23 protein-coding genes are annotated in these 26,663 nt (G+C 46.3%); 9 read left to right on the top strand and 14 right to left on the bottom strand.

All coding sequences use genetic code 11. From position 1 onward, the window contains the following. Positions 1–790 (top strand): IS256 family transposase (locus tag KVT36_RS15515; protein ID WP_217604391.1); only part of this gene is annotated, 790 nt, incomplete at its 5' end. Between the two features lie 91 nt (positions 791–881). Here KVT36_RS15515 and KVT36_RS15520 read toward each other — a convergent pair. From KVT36_RS15520 to KVT36_RS15540, 5 genes are all read right to left on the bottom strand, one after another. Beyond that, on the bottom strand, positions 882–1,289 hold the full coding sequence (locus KVT36_RS15520) for a hypothetical protein (protein WP_217604392.1): 408 nt from the start codon (positions 1,287–1,289) through the stop codon (positions 882–884). A 74-nt stretch (positions 1,290–1,363) separates the two neighbouring features. After that, complete coding sequence (locus KVT36_RS15525) at positions 1,364–1,804, bottom strand: contact-dependent growth inhibition system immunity protein (RefSeq protein WP_217604393.1); 441 nt, start codon at positions 1,802–1,804, stop codon at positions 1,364–1,366. A 26-nt stretch (positions 1,805–1,830) separates the two neighbouring features. Further along, positions 1,831–3,813 (bottom strand): RHS repeat-associated core domain-containing protein, encoded by a 1,983-nt coding sequence (locus tag KVT36_RS15530; protein WP_217604394.1) that lies wholly within the window; start codon positions 3,811–3,813, stop codon positions 1,831–1,833. A gap of 11 nt (positions 3,814–3,824) precedes the next feature. Then, on the bottom strand, positions 3,825–4,091 hold the full coding sequence (locus KVT36_RS15535; RefSeq protein ID WP_217604395.1) for a hypothetical protein: 267 nt from the start codon (positions 4,089–4,091) through the stop codon (positions 3,825–3,827). Next, the gene (locus KVT36_RS15540) at positions 4,067–4,234 is read right to left on the bottom strand and encodes a hypothetical protein (RefSeq protein ID WP_217604396.1); all 168 of its coding nucleotides are present in this window, start codon (positions 4,232–4,234) and stop codon (positions 4,067–4,069) included. The genes KVT36_RS15535 and KVT36_RS15540 overlap by 25 nt, the downstream gene beginning before the upstream one ends. A 112-nt stretch (positions 4,235–4,346) precedes the next feature. Between KVT36_RS15540 and KVT36_RS15545 the strand changes: the two genes are divergently transcribed. After that, complete coding sequence (locus KVT36_RS15545) at positions 4,347–5,318, top strand: aldo/keto reductase (RefSeq protein ID WP_217604397.1); 972 nt, start codon at positions 4,347–4,349, stop codon at positions 5,316–5,318. Between the two features lie 164 nt (positions 5,319–5,482). On the opposite strand, the gene KVT36_RS15550 is transcribed toward KVT36_RS15545, so the two are convergent. The 3 genes from KVT36_RS15550 to KVT36_RS15560 form a co-directional block, all read right to left on the bottom strand. Then, a complete protein-coding gene (locus KVT36_RS15550; RefSeq protein ID WP_217604398.1) occupies positions 5,483–6,376 on the bottom strand; it encodes an AraC family transcriptional regulator in 894 nt (297 codons plus the stop codon). Between the two features lie 128 nt (positions 6,377–6,504). Next, positions 6,505–7,323: an SDR family NAD(P)-dependent oxidoreductase gene (locus KVT36_RS15555; RefSeq protein WP_217604399.1), complete on the bottom strand. Its 819-nt coding sequence runs from the start codon at positions 7,321–7,323 to the stop codon at positions 6,505–6,507. Between the two features lie 167 nt (positions 7,324–7,490). Then, entirely contained in the window at positions 7,491–9,926 is a 2,436-nt protein-coding gene (locus KVT36_RS15560; protein ID WP_217604400.1) for a TonB-dependent receptor, read from the bottom strand. A 174-nt stretch (positions 9,927–10,100) separates the two neighbouring features. On the opposite strand from KVT36_RS15560, the gene KVT36_RS15565 reads away from it, so the two are divergent. The 7 genes from KVT36_RS15565 to KVT36_RS15595 all read left to right on the top strand — a co-directional run bounded on the left by KVT36_RS15565 (position 10,101) and on the right by KVT36_RS15595 (position 20,332). Further along, the gene (locus tag KVT36_RS15565) at positions 10,101–10,697 is read left to right on the top strand and encodes an RNA polymerase sigma factor (RefSeq protein WP_217604401.1); all 597 of its coding nucleotides are present in this window, start codon (positions 10,101–10,103) and stop codon (positions 10,695–10,697) included. Between the two features lie 73 nt (positions 10,698–10,770). Then, entirely contained in the window at positions 10,771–11,925 is a 1,155-nt protein-coding gene (locus KVT36_RS15570) for a FecR family protein (protein ID WP_217604402.1), read from the top strand. A 238-nt stretch (positions 11,926–12,163) separates the two neighbouring features. After that, entirely contained in the window at positions 12,164–15,433 is a 3,270-nt protein-coding gene (locus KVT36_RS15575; RefSeq protein ID WP_217604403.1) for a SusC/RagA family TonB-linked outer membrane protein, read from the top strand. Positions 15,434–15,450: 17 nt separating this feature from the next. Then, positions 15,451–16,965 (top strand): RagB/SusD family nutrient uptake outer membrane protein, encoded by a 1,515-nt coding sequence (locus KVT36_RS15580; protein WP_217604404.1) that lies wholly within the window; start codon positions 15,451–15,453, stop codon positions 16,963–16,965. An 18-nt stretch (positions 16,966–16,983) separates the two neighbouring features. Further along, positions 16,984–17,838, top strand: coding sequence for a PKD domain-containing protein (locus tag KVT36_RS15585; protein WP_217604405.1), 855 nt, complete (start codon positions 16,984–16,986; stop codon positions 17,836–17,838). Positions 17,839–17,843: 5 nt separating this feature from the next. After that, on the top strand, positions 17,844–18,950 hold the full coding sequence (locus KVT36_RS15590) for an acyltransferase family protein (RefSeq protein WP_217604406.1): 1,107 nt from the start codon (positions 17,844–17,846) through the stop codon (positions 18,948–18,950). Between the two features lie 5 nt (positions 18,951–18,955). Continuing rightward, entirely contained in the window at positions 18,956–20,332 is a 1,377-nt protein-coding gene (locus KVT36_RS15595; RefSeq protein WP_089919582.1) for a Gfo/Idh/MocA family protein, read from the top strand. A gap of 59 nt (positions 20,333–20,391) precedes the next feature. Here KVT36_RS15595 and KVT36_RS15600 read toward each other — a convergent pair whose 3' ends face one another. The 6 genes from KVT36_RS15600 to KVT36_RS15625 all read right to left on the bottom strand — a co-directional run bounded on the left by KVT36_RS15600 (position 20,392) and on the right by KVT36_RS15625 (position 26,654). Beyond that, complete coding sequence (locus KVT36_RS15600) at positions 20,392–20,823, bottom strand: hypothetical protein (protein ID WP_217604407.1); 432 nt, start codon at positions 20,821–20,823, stop codon at positions 20,392–20,394. 143 nt (positions 20,824–20,966) lie between these two features. Further along, entirely contained in the window at positions 20,967–21,527 is a 561-nt protein-coding gene (locus KVT36_RS15605) for a hypothetical protein (protein ID WP_217604408.1), read from the bottom strand. 169 nt (positions 21,528–21,696) lie between these two features. Next, on the bottom strand, positions 21,697–25,101 hold the full coding sequence (locus KVT36_RS15610; protein ID WP_217604409.1) for a gliding motility-associated C-terminal domain-containing protein: 3,405 nt from the start codon (positions 25,099–25,101) through the stop codon (positions 21,697–21,699). Between the two features lie 69 nt (positions 25,102–25,170). After that, positions 25,171–25,893, bottom strand: coding sequence for a phosphodiester glycosidase family protein (locus KVT36_RS15615; protein ID WP_217604410.1), 723 nt, complete (start codon positions 25,891–25,893; stop codon positions 25,171–25,173). 198 nt (positions 25,894–26,091) lie between these two features. Beyond that, a complete protein-coding gene (locus tag KVT36_RS15620; RefSeq protein ID WP_089919611.1) occupies positions 26,092–26,253 on the bottom strand; it encodes a phosphatidate cytidylyltransferase in 162 nt (53 codons plus the stop codon). A 137-nt stretch (positions 26,254–26,390) separates the two neighbouring features. After that, on the bottom strand, positions 26,391–26,654 hold the full coding sequence (locus tag KVT36_RS15625) for a SemiSWEET family sugar transporter (protein ID WP_217604411.1): 264 nt from the start codon (positions 26,652–26,654) through the stop codon (positions 26,391–26,393). Positions 26,655–26,663 lie beyond the last annotated feature (9 nt).

Consider the following 26,663-nt stretch of genomic DNA (forward strand, 5'->3'; position numbering starts at 1 on the left):
TACAGACAAGATTCTACCCTTGATCCAGGAATGGCGTAGCCGGCCCTTAGAACGGGTTTATCCATTTGTATGGCTGGATGCTATTCACTACAAGGTTCGGCACGAGGGTCGGGTTATCAGTCGTGCTGTTTACTGCATTATCGGGCTAAACCAGGAAGGTTACAAGGAATTGCTTGGCATGTATATCGGAGAAAATGAAGGGGCTAAATTCTGGCTCCAAGTGCTTACAGATCTGCAGAATCGTGGATTGGAAGATATTTTCATTGCCTGCATTGATAACCTACAAGGTTTTGCCGATGCCATAGAAAGCATATTTCCTCAAACAGAAGTGCAACTTTGCATTGTACACCAGATCCGCAACTCTCAAAAATATCTTTCCTACAAAGATGTAAAGCCCTTTATGAAGGACTTGCAGGGAGTATATAAGGCTACTACTGTGGATCAGGCAGAGCGTAATCTTGATCAGCTGGAATCCAATTGGGGACAGCGATATCCTAAGGTTATTGAATCCTGGCGTAAGAACTGGCCCCGGTTGAGTAGTTACTTCCAGTATAATAAGGATATCCGTCGAATCATGTATACTACCAATATTATAGAAGGCTTCCACCGGCAGTTAAGAGCTGTTACCAAATCAAAAGGTGCCTTCCAATCTGAAGACGCCCTTATGAAGCTTTTATTTCTGGTCCAGGAGAATATCTGCGCCAAGTGGAATAAACCAGTCCACAACTGGAATCAAACCCTTGCACAATTATCTATTATATTTAGTGATCGATTAAAACTGAATCTTTAAACCCGTTGACACACTTTATGTAATACTACCCCGCTATATATAAACCATCGGATTTTGGTTGCACCAGCTTTCCTAAAACGGTGCAGCGGAATTACAATTTTCTTTTAATATCAGCCCTCCACTTGTCGTAATAGTCCTTTTGCTCTTTTACTGTACCTATTTTTTCATCCGAGTAATCCAGAAGATTTACTACAATAGTAGGTAACTCTCCCCAAACCAATAAATAAGTTCTAAAACCTCCAGACATATCCCGCAGCATTCCTGATGGATACGTATCTATTCTTGAACCATAGCATAAAATAAATGTATCCTGCTTCTCTAACAATAATCTATAATACTCTAAACAGGCATACATATCAACTGCATTGCATTCATAAACCTGGTTATCTATCTTTAACTTTGTAAAAAACTCATCATAAATTTGATATGTTTCCAAGGCTGCATCCAGAGGCATACTGACTGTCTTATTTAAAATTTTTAAATCATATGTTTTAACCATAAATTATCAAAAGGCATCCAATCATAAAGATTATATACATGTTGTTTTATTTACTTTGGTATGAGTGGCCTATTTTACAATCCCAAGTTAGTGTTAGAAATACAATGTTTATATTTTTCAATTAGACTTAAAATTGATTGCTTTATATCTTCTAATAAATCTATATCTTCAATTCTATCTGCAACCAATTGGACAACTTCATTCATCCTTTTAATATTGGATGCATGGCTTTTCCAAAATTCACATTGGCATTTTAAAACATTTACCAATAGATCCCCTTCATAAAAATCACCTTCAACAAAAGGGTCTTCTTCTAAATGATTAAGTGCTAACGGCACCAAATAATCTAAGCCCTGCTTTTGCCCTATCATCAACCTCAAATCTTCAATAGTATATTCAGCCAATCTCTTTTGCCTGGTTAGGTATACCTTCTTAATTAAAAAAGTTTCATTTTCTTTTGGTACTGGAAAAAATATCAATTCAATTTCTTCCAAGCTTTTATATAAATAATCCACAAAACATACTTTTAATTATCAATATTTTATTCCGCCTGAGTCTTTTTTGCTGCATTTTTAGCCCTATCTATTACTGCTTGTATTTTATCTTTTTGAGTTTGAAGATCTGAGCGCATTTTTTTTGCAGCATCTAGCATCTCACCTGTAATCTTATCTCCATTAATTGCTTTATTTAGCTTATTTATTTGATTCTCTAAGCCTTGTATCGCATTCGTAACTTCATCTAAATGGTCATACACATAACCGTTAATTTCTACTGGATTACCATTAATATCTCTTATCGCTCCTGCAATATCTTTCTCTGTAAGGTGAGCTGCAAGGTTATCAGTTTTTCTTGCCACCTGCTCTAACACTTCTCTTCCTGCTCCTCTAAGCCCTCTAAATACTTTACCAATTGGAATAAATGAGATAGCAGCCTCAATGGCAACATCTTTTCCCGTAATCCTTTCTTTTTTCAACGCTTTCATTCCTATAGAACCACCCGGGAGTAAATTAGCCTCATATTCGAACATTTTTTTTGAATACTCAAACCCACCCTTACTTCCCCATATGGTTTGCTTATAATCCTGGCTGATTGTTGCTTGTGGCTGCGGTGGCAGTTTAAATGCAGCGGCTTCCTGATTCTCTCTTACTGCTTTTATCTCCTCTGGATCAGATATTCTCAATACTGAAGTATTATCCCTCATATACTTAGCACTGGCTGGCGAGTGTTCTAGTCCATCTAAATCAATTCCATCTATCGGTCTATTGCTTGCAAATTGATATGGTGTCAACTCGGGATACTGGTTAGTTATTGGATCAACGCTCAAAAACCGCCCTATCCTCGGATCATATACCCTCATTCCATAATCCTGCTGATTTCCCTCTCCTTTCACCTCATTATCATTCTCCTTCCCATTAAACCCATAACGGTATTTATCTCCCGCATGGTAGTTCCTACCGGGCATCAGCGAGCCAAAAGGATAGTAATCATTAGCATTTACTACATCCGCATTATAATATTCAATAATACCATCCTGATCCTCATCTATTCCTTTCTTTTTGTCACTTACTGTAGCCATCACATTACCCCTATGATCAGTGAGCTCGTACTCCTTTTGTCCGCGGGTATAGGCTATTGTATAGGCAAAACCTAAACTTCCCAGGTAAGACACTTCCGAAGGTGCGTCTGGATAAGCGTCCTGCAGCATATTCTTAACCACTTCCTGATCCGGCAATAGTAAGTTACCTATTTTTACCTCAATGGCCTGCTGCTGTTTTTCTAATTGCAGCATAGAACTCCACAGTTGCTGTTTACCTTCCGGGAGATTGGTTTGTGTATATAAACCAGTATCCTTACGGCTTAGCCAACCTTCTATCATCCTCCTGGCATCCAGTATTTGTTGGCTTTGCAGCTCCAGCCATCCCCTGTAAAGCAGGAATACATCTTCTTTTTCCTTCAACAGGGAAGCGTATTTCTCTGATTTCAACGGTACACTGTCCATAACCTGTTCCTGCCGGTTATAAACAAACATTTTTCCGGGAGATCGCTTATTTATTACTATCTGGGTGGCAGATCCTAATAAATATGTGTTATAGTAGGTGGTAGTATCCCCTTTGCGTACCATTTTACCGGCCAGGGACTTACGCAACAGAAAGCTATCATTACGATTAACATGTGAAGGGCTTTTACTATTAAACATAGCCAACTGCAGGCACTGCTTTTTCAGCAGGTTTTCCATGGCCAACACTTTCTGCAACGTATTTGCTGCCGATTTTACCAGGGGGGTATTATACACCACCTGATGGTTATAAACAGTGTCTTTTAGTGCATCCTTCCCGAATTGCCGGAAATGCGATTCAGCGTCTTCCAGATAGGCAATATTTTCAAGGCAAAACTGTTTATAGAAATCGAATGGAGTAATGGTTTTATCTGTGATATATTTGTACTCAATATCAGTCAGCTGCGCGGAATCAAAGGCGTTGCCGTAACAGGTGAACCAGGTAAGTTTTTTCTGGTCCTTATCCAATACAGCCATATTTACATACTGGCATCTTGCCTGCCTGATATAACAAGGTTAGGCTGCCCGGCTGCTGCCTGTTTTAAAAGAGGAGCAATACGGGGATCATTCAGAACATTTGTTTGGGCCTTGCTGTTTTGATAAAGTAAAAACAACAGGGTTAACAGGAGGAATATCTTTTTCACGGTATAGGGTACTTTGTTACTCTTGGAATAATTTTGAGCAAAATATAAAATTCTGATTGGATCTTTTACAGAAATTTTTATAAATCCTTCTGTACCACGCAAAACAAATTATCGTCCAGATCCTGCAGCACTATCCAGCCGCGGCTGGCGGCTGGCATCCGTAGCACATAATGCAAGGCTTCCTGCCAGAAGGCCAGCATTTTATCAAATTCATAACAAAGGATCACAATGGCGCCAATCTTCATAGCTGTCTGTTTTACATTTAAAGATGTAAATTACCAGCTTCAGCAGTCTTCAGCATCACGATTAATTGAATAAAAATTACAAAAAGTATATTTTAGCAAAAACTTTGAATATATGCAGTACAGAACATTTGGAAGAACCGGTTGGAACGTGAGTGAAATAGGTTATGGCATGTGGGGAATGGCCGGCTGGACAGGGTCAGAAGAAAAGGAAGTGAATAAAGCGCTGGACAGATCCATTGAGCTGGGATGCAATTTTTTTGATACTGCCTGGGGTTATGGAGAGGGTTTGAGCGAGAACATTTTAAACAGGACCTTACGCCGCCACCCCGGTAAAAGATTGTATGTAGCCACTAAAATTCCGCCCAAGAACCTGAAGTGGCCTTCCAAACCGCATTTTAAGCTGGATGAGGTATTTCCTGCCGATCATATTATAGACTATACCAACAAAAGTTTAAAGAACCTGGGCGTTGAATCCATCGACCTTCAGCAATTCCATGTGTGGGAAGACAACTGGGCGCAGCTGGATGAATGGAAAGAAGCCATCACCAAACTAAGCGACCAGGGTAAAGTGCAGGCGTGGGGCGTAAGCGTGAACCGCTGGGAACCGGAGAACTGCCTGAAAACATTGAGAACCGGCCTGATAGACGCCGTGCAGGGGATCTATAATATTTTTGACCAGGCGCCGGAAGACAAACTGTTCCCGCTGTGCCGCGAAAAAAATATTGCCGTGATCGCGCGGGTGCCTTTTGATGAAGGCACACTCACCGGCACTTTTACCAAACAGACCACCTTCCCTATTGGCGACTGGCGCTCCAGCTACTTTGTACCGGAGAACCTGAACAGCAGCGTAGAACATGCAGATGCGCTGAAGCCCCTGATACCTGCCGGTATGACCATGGCTGAAATGGCGCTGCGTTTTATTGTCAGCAACCCGGATGTAGCTACTACCATTCCCGGTATGCGGAAAATAAAGAACGTGGAATCCAATATGGGCGCCAGTGATGGGAACGGCCTGCCGGATAAGTTGTTGAATCAGCTGAAGAGCCATCGCTGGGACCGGGAGCCTACGGGTTGGTCGCAGTAATGGAATGTAAAATTCCAAATGTAAAATTTTAAATGTAAAAGTGGAATGCAGCGAATAAAGACCTGTATTCCACTTTTACATTTTACATTTATCTCGTTCATAAAGTCTTTTAAATGGTCTCTATGAACCTCCTTTGTCGGTTTAAAATTTTACATTTTACATTCTCAATTCAAGCTCTGCTTCTTATACTGCACAGGACTCATACCTACCTCTTTCTTAAACAGGCGTGAAAAATACGGCAGGTTCTCAAAACCAAGCGTGTTGGCTATTTCAGCCACCGTATTATCCGCGCCTTTCAGTAAGTTCTTGGCTTCTGAAATTAAGAAGATATGAATAAGCTCAATGGCTGTTTTACCGGTTTCCTGCTTTAACAGGTCGCTCAGGTAACCGGGCGATACATGCAGCTGGTCTGCCATATACTTTACCGTAGGCAGCCCATGTTCATTCAATAAGCCGCTTTCAAAATAAGCAGCCAATATGTTGTTGAACTTAGAAACCATTTTACCGGACATTTCTGTACGGTTAATGAACTGCCGTTTGTAAAAACGCTGGGAGTATTTGAGTATGGAGCTGATATGCCCTAAGATGATCTCTTTGCTGTATTCGTCCTGGTTATTGTAATACTCCGTTTCTATTTTGCGGTAAAGCTCCCAGATGATCTGCTCTTCGCTGGGCGAGAGGTGCAGGGCTTCATTGATCTCATAATCGAAATAGTGGTATTGCTTTATCTCGTTATGAAGATCGTGCCCGTTTAAATAGTCTTCGTGTATGTAAATGGAAAAACCATCGTCTTCCAGCTCCAGGTTACCCATTCCTATTACCTGCCGGGGCTTGGTAAAGTACATGCTGCCGCCGGCGCTGTGATCGTACCTGGTTTTGCCATAATGCATTACACCCGCCTTCATTTTCTTGAACGCGATCATGTAAAAGTCGCTGGTGTAGGATGAACCGCCCATCGGGCACTTTTCGGTACAACGCAGCAGGCTTAACATCGGGTTTTCCGGAGGCGGCGCGCCGGTACTCTCATGAAATTCACCCAGGCTCTTAAAATGCCACATAAGCGCTCTTTTTATAAACAGCGGCCGGCCCAAAAGCCCTTTTACTTTTGGGCCGGCGCTGCTTTTGTTGATATATGATTGTTACTGACTACCAACTTACTGCCCACTGCCAACTAACGACTGCCAGCTTACTTCCCGTGTGCAGCATCTGCCACAGCGCTCCATGCTTCCCAGGTGGCCAGGCGCTCCGCATACTGTTGTTTTGCGAACGGCAAACCAACCTTACCCAGGAACAGGCGCAGCGGCGGCTGTTGCTCGTCCACCAGCTTCAGAATAGCATCCACCGTAGCTTCCGGCACGCCAAAAGCATCCGGCGTGGCGGTTGCCTGTAAAGCGGCCCGCACCCCGTCATATACGGGCAGCTGTGTACTGTGGATGGCGGATGCGCCGCCCCAGTCGGTTGAAAAGCCGTTGGGCTCTACCAGCGTAACATGAATACCAAAGTCTTTTACTTCCGTAGCCAGTGTTTCGCTGAGCCCTTCCACTGCAAATTTAGATGCATTATACACACCAAGCGTGGGTAAAGTTACAACTCCCAGGATGCTGGAGATCTGTATAATATGCCCGTGGCCCTGTGCCCGCATGATTGGCAGCGCTGCCTGGGTTACCCAAAGCAGGCCAAATACATTGGCTTCAAACTGGTCGCGGGCTTCCTGCTCGCTGGTTTCTTCAATAGCGCCAAACAGGCCGTAACCGGCATTGTTGATCACCACATCAATTCTTCCAAAGTATTCTTTTGCCTTATTGATGGCCTCAAAGCTGGCCTTTTTGCCGGTAACATCCAGCTGTAAGGGCAGCAGGGCATCGCCATACTGCTGACTGAGTGGTTTAAGTGCCTCTAAATTTCTTGCAGTAGCAGCTACTTTGTCGCCGCGTTTCAGAAATGCCTCTGCCCAGATCCGGCCAAATCCCCGGGAAGCCCCGGTGATGAAAATTATCTTTGCCATTATTTTTTGTTTTAAATAATGACACAAAGCTACCCCCATATGCCTCCCTGCCTTTAATACAAAAGCCGGTAAAACTGATACATTTCCGGGAATCTGGTTCCCCTGCCATAAAAAAAGCGTTCCGCTGCAGCTTCAAGGGAACGCCTTTTCTTTTGATAATAAACTACTTAAAACCGGTACCCGATCGTCATACGGAAGTTACGGCGGGCTTCTACTATATAGCTGTAATAGCTGGTAACACTATTAGGATTAGCAGCCAGTGAAGCAGCAGTGAGCAGCTTACGGTTATCTGCCACATTATTTACCAGCAGGGAAACATTGTATTTCCCTTTCTGGTAGCTAAGGCCTGCATCGCCACGGAAGTAGTTGGGAATGTTAGGCGTTTTGGTAGTGCCTACATAACGGTCTGCCATCCACTGGAAACCACCCATTACGCCAAAGCCGGTGAGCGGGCCTTTACCAATACGGTAATTTACCCAGCCATTGGTAATATGTGCGTTGGTGTTAGGCGTTACATTGCCGATGGTTGTTTTATCCTCAGCGGTGTTAGGCGCTTCTTTTGAGATCTTGGAATCCGTATAAGCGTAGTTGATATTTACATTCAGGCCGGAAATGATCTCGCCATTAATATCTACCTCAATACCTTTGGTTACGGTTTCGCCCAATTGTACAGACACGCTGTTGCCACGGCTGTCTACCACACCAGGAAGGCTTACCAGTGCATTTTCCCGGTTAATGCGGTAGGCGGTTACAGAAGAGGTCCAGCGGCCGTTGAACCATTCTTTCTTCACCCCTGCTTCATAGTCGGTGCCTTTAACAGGTTTAAAGGGGTTCAGGCTGGAATCCAGGCCGGGTACGGCTACAAAGGACTGATCACGCATGGCGTATACAGACAAAGACTTATTAATGGAGTAGCTGAGGCCAATACGCGGTGTTACCACATCGTCCTTTATTTCAGCGTTCTTTGTTTTGCCTACGGTTTCAGAGTGGGTGTAACGGGCTGCCAGTGACAGGCGCAGCTTATCGCCAAAGAAGGCCAGCTCGTCCTGCACATATACGGAGGTATAATTCACCACCGTAGCATAAGTAGTGGATCCTGCTCTTGTGCCCACACTTTTTGAACGGTCTATATAAGCAATGGAATCAGCAGGCACGCCGTATTCCGGGTTATACACGTTAAATACCCTACCGCCAGCCAGGTGAAGCGGGGCAATCCTGCGGAAATCGCCCCAGAACTTTTTGTTGCCCATATCTACGCCAGCCAGTATACGGTGACGTACGGAACCGGTATATTCCTCACCTGACAATGACATTTGCGCAAAGCGGTTTTCGCCTGCTTCATCGCCAATGCTGTAATAGCGGTACATATCGCCGTTGGTGTGCATACTGTCGGCCCACACACTGTTGGCCACCATCTGGAAGTTAAAGTACGCTACCTGTGCATGCGCCTCCCATTTATCATTCAGCTTGTGATCCACATACAGGTACACGCTGTGATCGCGCAGCTTGCCGGGTTCCAGCGAAGGGTCGCCGTAGAAGAAATCATTACCTATACCTTCATCCAGCAGCTTATTCTTAGAGAACTGGTAGTTGCCATTGCCCAGGTAACGGGAGGCCTGGTAAGAGTATTCCAGCGTAACGGATGTACGGTCATCTACCAGGTATTTAAAGGATGGGGCAAACAAATAACGGTTGCTGTAATTATACTTTGTGTAAAAATCTTTCTGCTGCCCGGCTACGTTCAGGCGGTACAGTAGCTTACCATCTTTGCTCAGCTTACCGTCAAAGTCCAGCGCAGCGCGGTAAGTGCTGAAGCTGCCCATGCTGATGTTGGCGGAGCCTTTGGTAATACCGGTAGGCTTTTTAGTTACCACGTTGTAAAACCCACCGGGTTCGCCATTGGCCAGCATAAAACCGGCAGGGCCTTTTACAAATTCAATGCGCTCTATCATGGCCGCATCTTCTGCGGTAGGACCCCAGCTGGCTTCAATGTTCATACCATTGCGGAAAGCAGGGATCTTGGAACCGCGCATACGGATCTGCGCATACTGGTTGTCCCAGTGGCCTACGCGGGATGCGCCGCTGATGTTGCGGGTAATACCATCTACAATGTCAAACGACTGCTGATCGGCAATGAGGCTGGCAGAGATCACCTGTATATTCTGCGGTACTTCCAGCAGCGGCGATTTCAGGCGCAGGGAGCCGGAAAGGCTGTCTGTTTTATATTTATTGTGGGTGCCGTTGATGATCACTTCCTGCAGCTGTTTATTGGTAGCTTCCAGCTGTATGGTCACATTTGCGATCTGGTCCTGTACCACCTCTACTTCCTGTGAAACGGTTTTATAGCCCATCAGCATTACCTGCAGGGTATAATGGCCAGGATGCATTCTCTTAAATACAAACCCGCCTTGTTCATTGGTAAGGGTGCCCCTGTTCTTTTCTTTGATCTGTACAGCTACAAAGGCCGCTGGTGTTCCATCATTCGTGATCACTTTACCCTTAATGGCGGCAAGTGGTTCTTCTGTAGCAAAGGCCGGTGCAGCAATGAGTAGAGCGCACAGAAAGCCTGTCAGTCTTGTGAATCTGTTAAATAGTATATGCATAAAGGTTAATTATCGGACATGCAATGCGGTTGCAAAGGTATAGGCTCACCAGGGGGCTGATTTATGTAATCGGGAAATTGGTTTACGCAATACGGAATAGTTGCGGCGGGCTTAATGGGAAATATTTTTCATTTCTCTTTTTTAAGCAGGGGAAATTGCCTAAAATTGGAGGGGATGCCTGTAATGACCACGGACCAAGACCTGTTAAAAAAGCTGAAAGAAGGAGATGAACCGGCTTTCAGAGAGCTGTATGCGCGGCATAACAGGCAGGTGCTGGCCTTTGCGTACCACATGACCCATTCCGCCATTGATGCGGAAGACATTTTACAGGAAACCTTTTTGCGGTTATGGACCGGGCGGGAGCAGCTGCCGGATATTATACATGTGGGCAACTACCTGTTCACCATTGCCAAAAACAAAACCCTGGATCATTTACGCAAAGTATCCCTGCAGCAAAAGCTTATAGACCAGGTGTGGGCTAACCTCTCTGAAACTACCAACGACCTGGAGCTGCAGCTGGAAGCCAGGGAAAGCAAAAACCTTATTCAGCAGGCAGTTGCACAGCTATCGCCCCAGAAACAAACCATTTTTCAGCTAAGCCGGCAGCAGGGCCTGAACCATGATGAAATAGCCGCACAGCTGCGCCTTTCCAAAAGCCGGGTAAAGAACCTGCTGGTAGAAACCCTGAAATATATCCGTACCTACCTTTCCCAACACGCTGTATTAGCCGCCCTCCTGTTCCAGGTAGCCTGTAAATACCTGATTCCCTGACAATTAATTTTTTTTTAGTTTTCGCGGTCCTTTGTGTTTCCCCAACCGTCTTTATTAGTATAAGCTATTCCATATGCCGCAAGAAACGTCCCGGATAACATACCTGTTGCAACGTTATATCAGCAAAACCTGCACGCGTCAGGAGCTGGAAGAACTGCTGGCATACATTGCGGCTCACCCGGATGATGCGGCCCTGCAGCATTTTATGGAAACGGCCTACCGGGGGTTGCCGGCAGATGCAGCCTTACCGGAAGTAGACCTGGATCATGTGTACCATAATATTATTAGCCCCGCCCCTGCCAAACGTATATTCCCTATCCGTTATGCGGCGGCAGCGGCCATTATTGCCGGCGCCATAACGCTGGCTTTACTGTGGCGCAGCCCGGGCCCTTCCACACAAACCAATATTCCCATAGCACAACAAACCATTAATAATATAACGCCCGGCGCCAACAAAGCGGTACTTACCCTGGCGGATGGCACCACCATTACGCTGGACAGCAGCGGGCGACAGGTGATCAGCGGCAATACCCATATTACGCAGCAGAACGGCCAGCTGGTGTACGGCGCTAACGGAACAGATAACAGACTACAATATCATACCTTATCCACACCACGGGGAGGGCAATTTAAGCTCACCTTACCGGACGGCACCAAAGTATGGCTGAATTCCGCGTCATCATTGCGCTATCCTACAGCATTTACAGGGAAGAACAGAATAGTGGAGCTGCAGGGGCAGGGCTATTTTGAAGTAGCACAGCAGGCCAACCAGCCTTTTAAAGTAATGGTAAATTCCATGGAAGTACAGGTGCTGGGCACCAGCTTTGACGTTATGGCCTATGGCGATGAAGCCACTGTGAACACCACACTGGTGGCAGGTTCTGTACAGGTGAAAGAAGGTAATGCCCTCCGGTTGCTGTTACCCGGCCAGCAGGCAGTACTGGATCATGAGAACCATGCACTGACCGTGCAGGCAGCAGATGTGCAGAAGATCATTGCCTGGAAGAACGGCCTGTTTGTGTTCAACAACATGACGCTGGCCGCCATTTTACGGGAAGTAGCGCGCTGGTACGATGTGGACATCGTATATACTGTAACACCCAGCGCAGAGCTGTATGGCGGCGGTATATCCCGCAACCTGCAGCTGGGCGGTGTGCTGAACCTGCTGGAAGCCAGCGGCTTTAATCATTTTAAGGTAGAAGGCAGGAAAATAATAGTGCTGCCTTAACCAGCTATAAGACAAAAGAAAGGGGGAATCAACCAACAACCAAGATCAGAAAAAACCGGCTCCGACTGCCATCGGAAACCGGTCATACATCTGGTATGCTGAATAATCGCTGAGAGATCAATCATTTACCAAACATCACAAAAGTATGCAATTCACGTGTAATGCATTGGCCCGCTATTGCCGCGGGCTGTCAACCAAAATTTCCCGTATAGACCGGGACCTAAAAAGACAAATCATTATGCAGCTCAAAGGGACCGCATTTCTTCTCCTGATCACCTGCCTGCATGTAAGCGCCGCCGTTTACTCTCAAAAGGTGACCCTGTCTGTGAAGAACATGTCTTTGCAAAAAGTTTTTTCGGAAGTAATTACACAAACAGGGGTATCCATTGTGTATTCCGAAAAGGTGTTATCGGGCACACAACCGGTGTCTATTAATGTAAAAGAGGCCACAGTGCAGGAGGTGCTGGAACAATGCCTGAAACACCAGCAGCTTACCTACTCGCTGGAAGGCAACAGCTTTGTGATCAAACGCACGCCGGAAAGTAAGCCGCCGCCGCTGGCCGCAGATACCCTTATTAACATAAGCGGCACCATTACCGGCACCGGCAATGTGCCGCTGCCCGGCGCTACCATTATGGTAAAGGGCACTTCCAAAGGCACGCAAACCAATGAGCACGGCCAGTTTCAGCTGGGCAGCGTACCGTCAGACGGCATGCTGGTGATCAGCAATATTGGTTACGTAACCCGCGAAACAGGCATCCCTTCCAGCAAAACGCTGGCACTGTCGCTGGTGGAAGATACCAGAAACTTTAACGAAGTAGTGGTGGTAGGCTACAGCGATAAAAAGAAAGGGGAGCTTACCAGCGCCGTAAGTGTGGTATCTGCAGAAAAGCTGAAAGATGTGACCACCAACGATGTAGGCTCTATGCTGCAGGGCAAGGTACCCGGCCTGCAGGTGATCAATGCCTCCGGTGTGCCGGGCAGCCAGGCTGAGATCCGCCTCCGCGGCGTATCGTCCGTAAATGCTTCACAAAGTCCTTTATATGTGGTAGATGGTATTATTGGCGGCAACTTTGACCCCAATGATGTGGAGAACATTACGGTGCTGAAAGATGCCGGCGCTACTGCCATGTATGGCTCACAGGCCAATGCAGGCGTGATCATTGTGACCACTAAAAAAGGCCGCATCGGTAAAACGCGCTTTGAGGCAAAAGTAACCACAGGCATCCGCAAACCGGATTTCGGTAAAATGACCATGATGAACGGCAGCCAGCTGTATGAGCATCACAAAGAATTTTACCGCGACTATATTCCCGGCACAACAGATAACTCTTATAAGATAGACCTGCTGAAGTTTTATGATGAGCGCCCGCGTACGCTGCGCGACCAGAACTACAGCTGGCTTAACACCATGTTCAAAACCGCGCCGTTGGAGAATGTGTTCATCTCCGCCAGCGGCAGCTCAGAAAAGAGCGAGTACTACACCAGTATTTCCTATTATAATGAAAAAGGTACTTTCCTGAACACCAATTTCCAGCGCATTAATATCCGCGGCAACTCCACCCACCATTTTTCAAAGAGTGTGGATGTGACCAATAACATTAACCTCAGCGCTGCTACAGGCAAAAGCTTTAACTATGATGATGTGTTCTATGCTTACCTGAACATGCCCTGGGATAATCCCTATGACGCTAACGGGCAGCCGGTGTATGTGGATGGTAACTCTACCTTTAAATGGTGGTCAAGGGATAAGGTGAATCCTATCCACACCATCCAGAACTCTAACCATCCCTACAAAAGCTTTAACGCCAACTATGACCTGAACCTGAATATACAGATCACGGACTGGTTATCTTTTTCCAGCAACAACCGCGGCGCGGTGAACTATGATAAGGCTACCGATTACTACTCCCCTGTGGTTGCAGGCCAGTATAACGGCACCGGCTATCTGAATGAATTAGGCACGCTTAATTACGGTGTAATATCCAATGACCTGCTGAAATTCAAGTTCCGCATGGGCGATCATTCCATCAGCGGCCTGGCAGGCATTGCCATTGAGAACAGCAAAACAGAAGTGGTAGGCGCATCCGGTAAAGGTTTGCCGGAAGGCTTAAAGGTGCTGAACGTAGTATCCAACACGCAGATCGTGAACGGGTTTAACGACCAGGCCATCCTGCAATCACTGATCTCACAGGTGAGCTATGGTTATAAGGAAAAATACTTTCTGACCGGTTCTTACCGTGTGGATGGCTCTACCAACTTCCCGAAATCAAAACGTTACGGCTCATTCCCCGCTATATCCGCTGCATGGCTGCTTAGCAATGAACCTTTCCTGCAAACAGCTACCTTCATTGATAACCTGAAGCTGCGCGCCAGCTATGGCGTAACCGGTACGCAGGACATTGGCTCAAGCCGCTACCTGGGCCTGTATGCGCTTAACAGCCAGTATAACGGCGGTACTGCCGCTACGCCCCTGCAGCTGCCCAGCCCTAACCTGACCTGGGAAAGCAAGCACCAGCTGAATGCCGGTGTGGATATAGGCCTGTTCAAACGCCTGAACCTGACAGTGGATGTATATAATAACATTACCAAAAACCTGCTGCTGCAGGTATCCCAGCCCCTCTCCATTGGTTTTGAGCAACGCTGGGAAAACTCCGGCGAAATTGTGAACAAAGGCATAGAGCTGGGCTTAAGCAGCGTAAATATTAAAACCCGCGACTTTGAGTGGAACACGGACTTTAACATCAGCTTCAACTCCAACAAGCTGCAAAAGCTGCCCAGCGATATTACACGTACACAACCTACCTGGAGCATTTCACAGATCTACCGTAACGGCGGTAACCTGTATGAGTTTTACATGCCCAAATGGTTAGGCGTAAATGCACAAACCGGCGCGCCGCAATGGGAAGTGATACACCGGGATGCTGATGGGAAGGAAACCTCCCGCGAAGCTACCTCCGACTATGCCAGCGCCACTTACCAGGAAGTAGGATCTGCCCTGCCTAAGTTCCAGGGCGGCATTAACTCCCAGTGGAAGTACCGGAACATTGCGCTGAGCGTAAATGCCTATTTCCTTTCCGGTAATAAGGTGTTCAGCAATGCGCTGCGTTTTGTTATGAATGATGGTATTGAGCCTTATTACAACCAGATAGTATTGCCGGATGGTTACAGCACCTGGACCAAACCCGGGGATAATGCTACGGAGCCCAGCCCGCAGAATAATGCGAATGCAACAGAAACCTCTACCCGTTACCTGAAAGACGGCAGCTTCTTTGCCATCCGTAACATATCACTGTCTTACACGCTGCCTAAAATATGGACCAGCCCTCTGAAGCTGGATGATGTAACCCTTTCCCTGACTGCGGATAACGTATATACGTTCACGAAGTTCCTGGGGCAGGATCCATCCACCACCATTGCAACGGGCAGCTATGTAATGCCCGGCGTGTCTGACTTCAAGTATCCCAATAATCGCCAGTACCTGTTAAATATTAACATCCGGTTCTAGGAAAAAAATTTAAGATCATGCGTACAAAATTCATACTCCTTATATTAGGTTTGCCGCTGCTGATAGCCGGCTGTCTGAAGGATGTAAATCCAAGCGATGCATTGAACACCGGCTCACTTACCGCTACCAAAGCAGGTTTGCAGCAGGCGGTGAACGGCGCTTACGCATTATTCAAAGATCATACAGAGTTCAATGGTACTACAGACCTTAACAACATGTACCTGCGCCAGTATTTTCAGCTGAGCGACTTTGCCTCTGACGATATTGTGTGCGCGCAAACCACTACGGATCCTTTGTACTACAGCTTTTCACTGGACCATACGCCTACGCAGACCAATAGCCGTTATTTCTGGTATATTTCCTACAAGATCATTAACGATGCCAACACGGTAATAGAATCTGCAGAAAAGATCGCTAACCCGGATGAAGGCATTAAACAGCTGATAGGCGAATGTTATTTCCTGCGTGCATTCTGCCACTTTAACCTGGTACGTTTGTTTGCAAGGCCTTATACGCAGAACCCTTCCGGCCAGGGTATTATCCTCCGCACCTCTACCAGCGATGAAGCATTAAAGGCGCGCGCAACGGTTGCAGAAGTATACGATGCAATAGTATCCGATGCCGCAAAAGGCGCAGAGCTAATGAACCAGCCGCGCGGCGTACAGTTCGGCTCCAAAGAAGCTGCCTGGGCGCTGTTATCAAGAGCGTACCTGTACAAAGAGAATAATGACAGCACTGCTTTTTATGCAGACAAGGTGATAAGCTCCAACCGCTTTTCTTTGGAAACAGCAGCCACTTTCCCACAGCTGTTTGCTAATGCCATGGCGGGCAGGGAAACCATTTTCTGCGCTGCCTTTACGAAGGTGGATGATTACGGTAAAGGAGGCTCTATTGCTTCCATGATCTATTCTGACGGTAACTCCGGCTGGGGCGAGGAATATGCCTCCCAATCCCTGCGCGATACCATGGCAGAACATCCTGAAGATGTACGCTGGTCTTATATAGTACCGGCCAAGAATCCGGATGGCAGTATGCAAAAGAAGAATGGCATTGAAACCTATTACATCAGTAAGTTCTCTTTCCAGGAGGGCAGCCCTACGCTTAGCTCTCCCATCCTCTTCCGCCTGGCGGAAATGTACCTGAACAAGGCGGAAGCAGCTGCTAAAAAAGGTAATACTGCAGAAGCGCTGGATAACCTGGACATGATCCGCAAGAACCGCGGTTTGCAGAATGCGTTATACAACAAAGTGCTGCCTTCTGGCAAAACCGCGCTGGATGTGGTATTGAAGGAACGGCGTATAGAGCTGGCCTTTGAAGGGCACCGCAACTTTGATGTGTACCGTAATAAACGGAACATGAACCGCACCTACTGGGGTTACCATCTGCCCGGTTTAAAAGAATCTGACATAAACCTGGCGGCAGCACCGGCTGGTTATGCCAATATGATCGTTAAACCGGACGCTAACCGCATTATATATTTTATACCGATCGATGAGGTACAGACCAACAAGCTATGCCAGCAAAATCCTTAATCATTAATCCGTATTATTATGCAAATCAGCAAACATATATATACCGGCCTGCTGTTAGCTGCAATAACAGTGGGTTGTAAAAAAGATGACACCACACCTGCAGCAGATATCGTGTACACGGTAGCCATCCAGGATAAGACGGTTACCTTCACCAATACCACCACCGGCGCCGTATCCTATAAGTGGGACTTTGGCGACGGGGAAACCTCTACAGAAGCCAGCCCGGTACACACCTATCCCGACAAGGGCAAGTATGTGCCTACCTTGTATGCTACCGATAACAACGGGAAGGTAGCTGAAGGATCTACGGTGATCTACATTGCCAAAACATCGCCCGTAAAGCTGGATGATAACAGCTTTGCCGACTGGGCTACTGTAACGGACTATGTGATAACCCCGGCTGCCGGTGAAACGTACTTTAAAAAGCTCACCATTGACTATGATGCATCGTACGTGTACATGCTGGTGGAAGTGAACTCCAAAGAAGCCAATGCCGACATCTACGATTTTTACCTGGATACGGATAACGATGCCAGCACCGGTTTTGTAACCGACTTTACAGGCGCGGGGTTTGATGTGCTGCTGGAAGGCACGGTGCTGGGCAACTGGCTGGATGCATTCAACCATAAAGGCGCTCCCAATGAATTTTCCTGGGACCCAAGCGGCGCTACTGAATTTTACAACGTAGGATATAAAGCGCAGGATGGCAGCACATTTAAGTTTGAAATGCGCATTTCCCGTAGTAAATTGAAAGGGCTTGCAGCTACCACGGCATTTAAAATGGGCATTATGGCTACCAAAGGCGACTGGTCTGCCGGCTTAGGCCGCATTCCCGGCGCCGCTGCAGCCGCTATACAGGTTAACTTTGAATAAACCCTATGACTGAACTAAAAGCAAATGGCAGGTTACTATCACTGGATGTAATGCGCGGCATCATTATGCTGCTGCTGGCCGGTGAAAGCTGCCGGGTATACGAATCGTTACATGAGCTGCATATAGGCGGGCTGTTTGATCTGTTCATTACACAGTTCTTTCACCATCCCTGGCATGGCCTCCGCTTCTGGGACCTGGTGCAGCCTTCATTTATGTTTATGGCCGGCACGGCAATGTACATTGCTGTAACGCGCAAGCGGGCCAAAGGTGTTTCTGAACAAGATAACTTCCGGCATATTGCCATCCGCAGCTTAAAGCTGTTCCTGTTTGGTACCGGTTTGCATTGCGTATATGCAGGGCGGTTAGTATGGGAACTGTGGAATGTGCTTACGCAGCTATCCTTCACCACGCTGGTAGCCTATTTCCTGATAGGCCGCTCTTTTAAGGTGCAGATAGCTGTGGCATTAGGCATGGTGATACTGAATGATGTGCTGTACCGCAGCATACTGATGCCCGGTTTTGACCAGCCCTTTGTGGAAGGCCATAACTTTGGCTCCTATATGGATACCCTGCTGATGGGTAAAATAAACCGTGATGGCTGGGTAGCCATCAACTGTATTCCCACGGCGGCACATACCATGTTAGGCGTAACAGCCGGTAAGCTGTTAATGAGCGGTTATAGCAGCGCCCTTAAGATAAAGGCATTGGTAATAGCCGGTATTATTGCTCTGGCGCTGGGTTTTGGCGCGGACCTTTCCGGTCTTTCACCCATCATTAAACGCATCAGCACCGGCGGTTTTGTACTGGCTTCTTTAGGCTGGGTTACGCTGATACTGGCCGCGGTGTACTGGTGGATAGATGTAAAAGACCATCCGCGTTATACCTGGATTGCAGTAGTGATAGGCATGAACTCCATTTTCATTTACCTGCTTTTTGAAACGGTAGGCGCACAATGGCTGAATGGCGCGGTGGCCATCTTTGTGAACGGTTTTACCGGCTGGCTGCATATATCACCGGCCATACAAGCGGTATTATCTGCACTTGCAGTATGGGTTTTGGAATGGTATATTTGTTACTGGTTATACCAGAAAAAGATATTCTTCAAATTATAATCGTTATGAAACGCAGAGACTTTTTACGGAACACCGCCGTAGCAGGAGTAGGTTTTTCCATGCTACAAACACCTGCACAGCTGCTGGCAGCTGAAAAAAAAGCTAAGGTAAGAATGGGCCTGATAGGCGTAGGCGCCCGCGGGCTGGGACATTTAGAGCTTTGCCTGCATCGCAGTGATGTAGAGGTAATAGCCATTGCGGACCCGGATACGCAGTATACCATTCCCAAAGCCCGGAACCTGATCAGCAAAGCCTACGGCGCTAAAAAGGTAGCAGAGTATACCAATGGCCCGGAAGATTTTCATAACCTGCTGAAACGTGACGATATTGACGCCGTAATTATTGCCACCCCCTGGGAATGGCATACCATACAGGCCGTAGCTGCCATGAAGGCCGGTAAAACGCCTGCCGTGGAAGTTTGCGGCGCATCTGACATACAGGAATGCTGGGAGCTGGTGAATACCAGCGAAGCCACCGGCGTACCCCTGTTTGGGATGGAGAACGTATGTTACCGCAGGGATGTGATGGCCGTGCTGAATATGGTGCGCCAGGGCCTGTTTGGTGAGCTTATTCACCTGCAGGGCGGTTACCAGCACGATCTGCGCGAAGTGAAATTCAACAACGGCAAACAATATTACGGCGGTGGTGTGGAATTTGGCGAGAACGCATTATCAGAAGCCAAATGGAGAACTAACCACTCCGTGCACCGCAATGGCGACCTGTATCCCACACACGGCCTGGGACCGGTGGCCAACATGATCAACATTAACCGCGGCAACCGCCTGATGAGCATTACCTCTATGGCCACCAAATCACGCGGGCTGCATAAATACATAGTAGATCATGGCGGTGAAAACCATCCCAATGCAAAGGTGGAATTTAAGCTGGGCGATATTGTAACCTCGCTGATAAAAACCAATAACGGGGAAACCATCATGCTGTCGCACGATACTAACTCCCCCCGCCCCTACTCGCTGAACTTCCGCGTACAGGGCACCAATGGTTTGTGGATGGATGATGTACAATCCGTGTACGTAGAAGGTAAAAGCAAGCCGCATACCTGGGAAAAGGCCGGTGAAGAATCAGATGCTAACAGCTACATGGCTAAGTATGACCACCCGTTGTGGAAGCGCTACTCCGCTGACACTGCCGGGGCCGGCCATGGCGGTATGGACTGGTTTGTGATCAATTCCTTTGTGGAAAGCATTAAACGCGGCACACCATATGCGCTGGATGTGTATGACCTGGCTACCTGGTACGCCATTACCCCACTGAGCGAGCAGTCTGTATCAGAAGGCGGCCAGGTGCAGTATATCCCTGACTTTACACGCGGGAAATGGATGAACCGCAAACCCATTTTTGCGCTGGATGGAGAATATTGAGTGTTTTATATAGAGAAGCAGTATTTACAAGCCCTCCGGAAAAGCCGGAGGGTTTTTTATTATGGTTTTCTTTTTATGATCTTTTGGTAGGGAAGAAAATAGAGTGCGTTTATAAGGGAACATATAACGATCAATATAAAAGGATCCAGCAGGCTGCTTACATCCATCGTGCCTATTTTCCAATAAAGGCCCTTTACCACCACCAGCAGCATGCTTGCAGGCACTGCTGCTGCATCCAGCACCAGGATGATGAACAGCGGCCACCAGCGGGTTTCTTTTAACATGCGCAGGGCGCGTACGGCCATGAAAAAGGTTATAAGGCAATAGATCAGCACCAGGATCAGATCTTTCAGCGTACTTCCTTCAATAGTTGTGCTGTAATACCTGATGGAGGAGCTCTGGTTTATGATCTTATCAAAGGAAAGCTGGTAGACGTAACCGGTTATGATTATATAAGCAATGAGTAACAGTATTCTTTTAAACGTGGTCATACCTGATTTTCGTGATATTACGCGAAAATAGGAAATTACAGAATATTTTTCCCGCGTTGTGTGGTGTGGATGGTTTGGTTTGAGATATTAATGCAGTTAAGGGTGGTTAGTTTCCCAGGGTTGCCAGCATTTAATACTAGAATCTATAGGCTCTCAAAACCAAAGGAATACTTAATTAAAACATCGTCTTTAAAAACACATCTGATATAATACCCATGTTGGTTATACCTCCTGACAAAATCTGATTTACTATCAGCAGTATAAACAAGCCGCTCCACTTCCCCACTTATACTGGACTTATAGCTATTTCCCAGTTTTTTAACCAGATCTTCCTTGCTTATACCTAAGCAAATTTTATTTGAAGTAATGAATTGCCCATCTTTCAAATGAATTGCCTGTTTGGGGATCTTATATGCGCTATCAATGTTTATTATTTCAAACTCATCTACTGAATTTTTACTCCCCCCATAATGAAAAAATAAACGAAGTATTTGTGTTCCTGTTTTATTCACAACCTCTATCCTTGGCAAAGATCCAGCCTGTTCGAACTGTTTACTCCAACTATTTTTACCTAGTACAAGCTCGGTGCTTTCATAATCATTAATATTTATTTTATTAACCGCTGTATCTGGTTTAAGATACTGCTGGCCGCTAGCGGCCACTGTCAAAAATAACAGGCTTGATATTAAAAAAATGATCTTCATATTGTTGATTATTGATTGACATACCCACTTTTCAGGAACCGCATATAAAAGAATAAATGTGTAATAACAAACGTCCCGCCGGTAATTGCAAACGACTGCCATAAATCATCAAATCCATTCAGGCCAAACATCACTAATATTAACAAATGCGCCCAGAACCTGTCTGCTCTTACCGAATCAACAATATACTTCCCTGCTTAAAAAACACCTTTCCCAGCAGGTCTTTCCCACTAATAACATAATAATAGCTGCCTATTGGCATTCTCTCTCCATCCCATCCGGCGCCCAGGGTATTGGAAGAAAATACCATGGATCCCCAGCGATTGTACACCTTAAAATATTCAATGGAAGCAATCCCCACATACCGCGGCCGGAACACGTCATTCTGCCCGTCTCCGTTAGGGGTGAATGCAGTGGGTATATATACTTCTGTTTTATCTACTACAGTTATATAAGCTTTTGCTGCTTCACTGGTACAAATGTCCATGCTGACGATCATATAATACGTTGCATCTGCAGCAAGCGTTGGCAAAGTAAATGCACCGGTATTATTCCGGCTTAGCTGATTACCCAATCCTGCATCTGCATAAAGTGTATATAACACAGGTGAATCATAGGTCCATTTCAATTCCACCGCCTGGCCTTTGGCAATAGTATAGTGTAGGTCCTGCGGAACAGGAATAACAGCAGTAACATTATTCACTGTAGCTACATCCGGATTAGCTGCGCATCCAAATTTATCTGTTACCTGTAAGGTATATTCCCCTTTTCCTATTCCTTTTAATGCTGGTGCTGTTCCTATAGCAAGGCCGGTATTATCCATCCAACGGTACAGGAAGGGCGCTTCTCCGCTAATAGCGGGAGCACTTATGCTGCCATTAGCCATACCACAGGTTTCATCCGTTATCACCGGTGCGGACGTTAGGACCGGCGGCGTACGTTGCGGGATCTCCAACGTATAAGCCAATTGCTCACAGTCATTCATGTCTTTGATATATAATGCGTAGCTGCCCGGCCCTACATGCTGCACGTCTTTGGTAGTGCCTATTACAGCGTTGGTTAAGGTATTGGTCCACTTCAGTGATCTTATATCATTGCCTGTGATGCTGTTTACCAGCAGCTCCCCATCGGAATCATTACAGGTGGGAAAGCGAACCTCTCCACTCACCGACCATTGTACAGGCTGCGTTGTATTTATTGTATACCATTCTGACTGCGCACTGCAGGAAAAATTATTGGCAGCTGTTAGCTGGTAAGTACCTACCGCTGCATCTGTAAGATCAAGGGAGTTGCCCACCACATCGCCAGCCTGGTTACGCCAGGTATAAGTATCCGCAGCTGTTACCAAAATCCCCTTAACAGCGCCTCCCTGGGCGCCGCAGCCTGCCGGTGTTACTAACACATTTGAAGCGTCCAGGGTAATACTGCCTGTGCCTTCGATCTTTATGGGTCCGGAAGTGACAGGCGCACAGCCGGAATTATCCGTTAGCTCCAACCGGTATTGACCAGGCGTTACGTTCTGTAAGCTAAGCTGATCACCGGCTACGTTAAACTGTTCATCCAACCACCGGAATGTATACGGCGCCTGGCCAGTAACAGTAATGCCGTTAACAGCTCCGTTACTATTATCACAGGTGGCCTGCAGCACTGTCATGGCGCTTACATTAATGGCCGGCGCAGGCTGATCGGTTAATATAATAGGATCGGATACTGCAAAACAATCATCTGTACAATAAGCAAACAAACGGTAAGTACCTGCCGGCACATTTGTAAGATTGGCAGCCGTACCTACTACCTCATCATTTTCATTCAGCCATTTATAGCTTTTCGTATAGACATTTACGTGATCTGTGACATTTGAGATGGAGCCATTATTATCATGGCAGGGCCGTATGATCACTATTTGTTCTGTTGTAATTAAAGGACGTATGTCCATGATAGTTAACGCGTAATGCGTAACGGCGCATACACCATGCGGGTTATTACTGGAATTGGCGTACAGCGTATATTTGCCCGGCGGTAATGCCGCAGGATTAACATCGTGGCTAACCACGTTCCCGGATTCATCTTCCCACTGAACTACAACAGCTCCCGTGATCGTAATGCCTTTAATGCTGCCTGGCTTACCACAGCAGGCTGGTGTTACCTCCAACCAGTCGGAACTGATGGTGGCCCTGGTAAATTCTGATGTGCTGCCTTCTTTATTAGTGCCGGTTACTACTACGTTACCCGGCAGGGTGCCGGTATAGGACCATTCCCCATTGGCATTTGCTACTGTGCGGCCAAGGTACACCTTCCCCTCACACCCCTCCTGTGTGCCGGAGCAATTATCGGCATCAAATACTTCTATAACTGCATCCGGCTCGCTGGTGCCTGATACGGTGCTGCCATTAAAAGCAGTAACAAAAACAGTTTCTTTTGACTTAATACCTTTTCCATTACAAAAAATGCTGTTCTTTGTAATCGTAACATGGTCATCATAATTACAGATTATTCCTCCGTACTGGCCGGATATATAGTTCTTTTCAGCCGGCAGATCGCCACCTACCAATGCTTTTTGCGTACCATAGATCTCGATGGAATAATCAGAGGCCTGCCCGGTTCTTACGGTGCCGGTGCGGTCGGTATTTATTTTATTTCCCTGTACCGTAATAATACCCTGCCCGCCGCCCAGTGCAAAACGGCCTGACAGCACATGATTGTTCTTTATTTCAATAATATTGTCCCCGCTAATGTCCAGTCTTGGATAGGTTGTTATGGTACAAGAAAGGTAGCCGATCTTCCGGTCACCGGTATAATCCCCACCTCCAATATTATCATGCACCTTATAACTGCGCTTACCCAGTGGCGCCAGTGTGTTAAAGGTTTCTTCTATTCTTATTTGAGAGTTTATCACATTATGGTCCATCTCTATATCCCCTGCACCCCATAAAATTATGCGTGAGTAACCAATGGGATATACAGGCACTGTTACGCCATCCGGATTCACACCTAACATGTTATAGGCAATATGGAGATCAGTAGTACTACCAAATTCCAGCTCTACATCGCTGGCGATGATAGCATCTGACGCATTCAGCACATTACCTTTACCCGATGCCCCGATATTAATGTTGCTGCTTTTAGCAATATAAATGCAATATGCACCATTTGAAAAGCCGTCCGTCACTTCTATATGCATACCGTAAATGCTTACATTATCTGCATTCCGGATGGAAAACATATTGTAAAAATTACCCGTTGAATGGTAATTGTCCTTTAACACTTTCACCTTTGCGTTACTTACGCCAAAAGCAGCTCCCGGTTGCGTTGTACCGTCCACAATGATATTGGAGGATAAAGCGGGCAATTCAGCATTGATCCGGATAGTCCGGTCATCCAGGGTAGTACCCGGCAGGTTAAAATGAATATAATCCGTTGAAGCAGTACCATTGGCATTTGCCTTATTAATGGCATCCCGTAATGTGCCAGGCCCGCTATCGGCCTTGGTGGTAACTATAAATGTGTCGGCTTTGGCCAGGTTAACACATAAAATAAGCGAAAGGATCATTGTGATCCGGAATACAAACTGCATATAGGGATAATATAAGTAGCCGGGTTAGGGCAACAAAAAACCGGTCAAAACTACGATTTTTATATTATTCTACATACCCTCCACCACTCCCACCATCACTCCAAAATCCCCATCCAGCTGCCGCCACTCCTTTTCCGGCACATACATCCTGGACACAAACCCATCCAGGTACAATGCATTCCTGCAACCCAGGCTTTTAAAATAATTCGCAAAATCGTAAAAGTTCATACCCTCTTTAGACATTACAAATACCACCCTGCCATCCGGTAAAATGCCTACCCCATTGCGGATATTCAGATTGGCAGAACCCTCTTTAAACGCAGCATGCAGCTGCCCTTCTATCAACAGCATGGGACCTGATTGCGTGGCATATTTCACCTTACCGTTGTTCTTAAAGTCAGCTGTTTTGCAGATCACGGGGATATTATCTGTAGTAATGTAAAACACGCCATTCGGCTGCAGGTAAAAGTTGCCGTTACCGTTGGCAGTATCTAAAGGTGATAGGGTACTACTGTTCTCAATATATAAACCCAATGGGGAATGATCGGGTTTATACATACCGCCGTTCATGGCAAACACCAGCTGCTGTTTGTGCGCTTCCAGCCAGCTCTTTAAACGCTGCATACTTCCAAAAGGTTTGTGCTGATCATCTTTCCAGTAGAACTGCAGGTGCTGTTTTTTAAGATCCGCTGTATAGGTAATGAACCGGCTGCCGGCTATTTGGGCATTCGCGGCAAATGAAATAATAAGCAACAAAAAAGAGATGCCTGCAAGTATCCGGCTTAGGTTCATAGTATAGACGGGTTTGGCCTTGTATAGTTACGCTGATATATTTATTTTTCAAAATGCCCGCTAAAAAGAAGGGCCGCTCCTTCCGGAACAGCCCATCCATTAATACGTTATCTTTTTTACTGCTCGTCAAAGCCGGCCGTAGTTTTCTAACAGTCCGGACTAACGCGTACTGATATGCCAACAGAAAAGACCGACCTGTTATTTGCGTCCCCTGGTGACCAGGAAAATGATCAATCCTATTACAATGGCTACGGCTATAATACCTGTCCATACGCCGGCTTTAAAAATACCGCCTATTACCTCGCAACTGGTAAGTGTTACGGCGATCAGTGCTAACATGCTGTAAGTGAGCTGCTTCATGCGATAGTTGTTTGGTGATATTAACAGCTTTTACATAATCTGTGCCGTTTTAAGGACTGGCCTGCCTGGCTATGGCTTAGCTCCGGCAGCATAATATATTGGGTAGATTGTTCTACAACTTGCCATAGAAGATGGTGCTATTCATTGTCCTTATACTTATACTTCAGCACCAGCATAATAATATTTAACAGCAGCGAAAATGCGTTGGTCAATATAATTGGCAGCTCCGACTTAGCCACGCCAAACCACACCCATAAAGCATTGCCCATGAGCAAAACAATAAACATGAGCAGCGACACTTCCTGCGCTTTCTTTTGTTTAAGCGTGGTAATTAATTGCGGCAGCAATGATGTTGCAGTGCAGATGCCTGCTATAAACCCGATTATATCTATAAGTTCCATGTTCCACTG

It is taken from the genome of Chitinophaga sp. GbtcB8, assembly GCF_019091455.1.
Taxonomy (GTDB): Bacteria; Bacteroidota; Bacteroidia; order Chitinophagales; family Chitinophagaceae; genus Chitinophaga.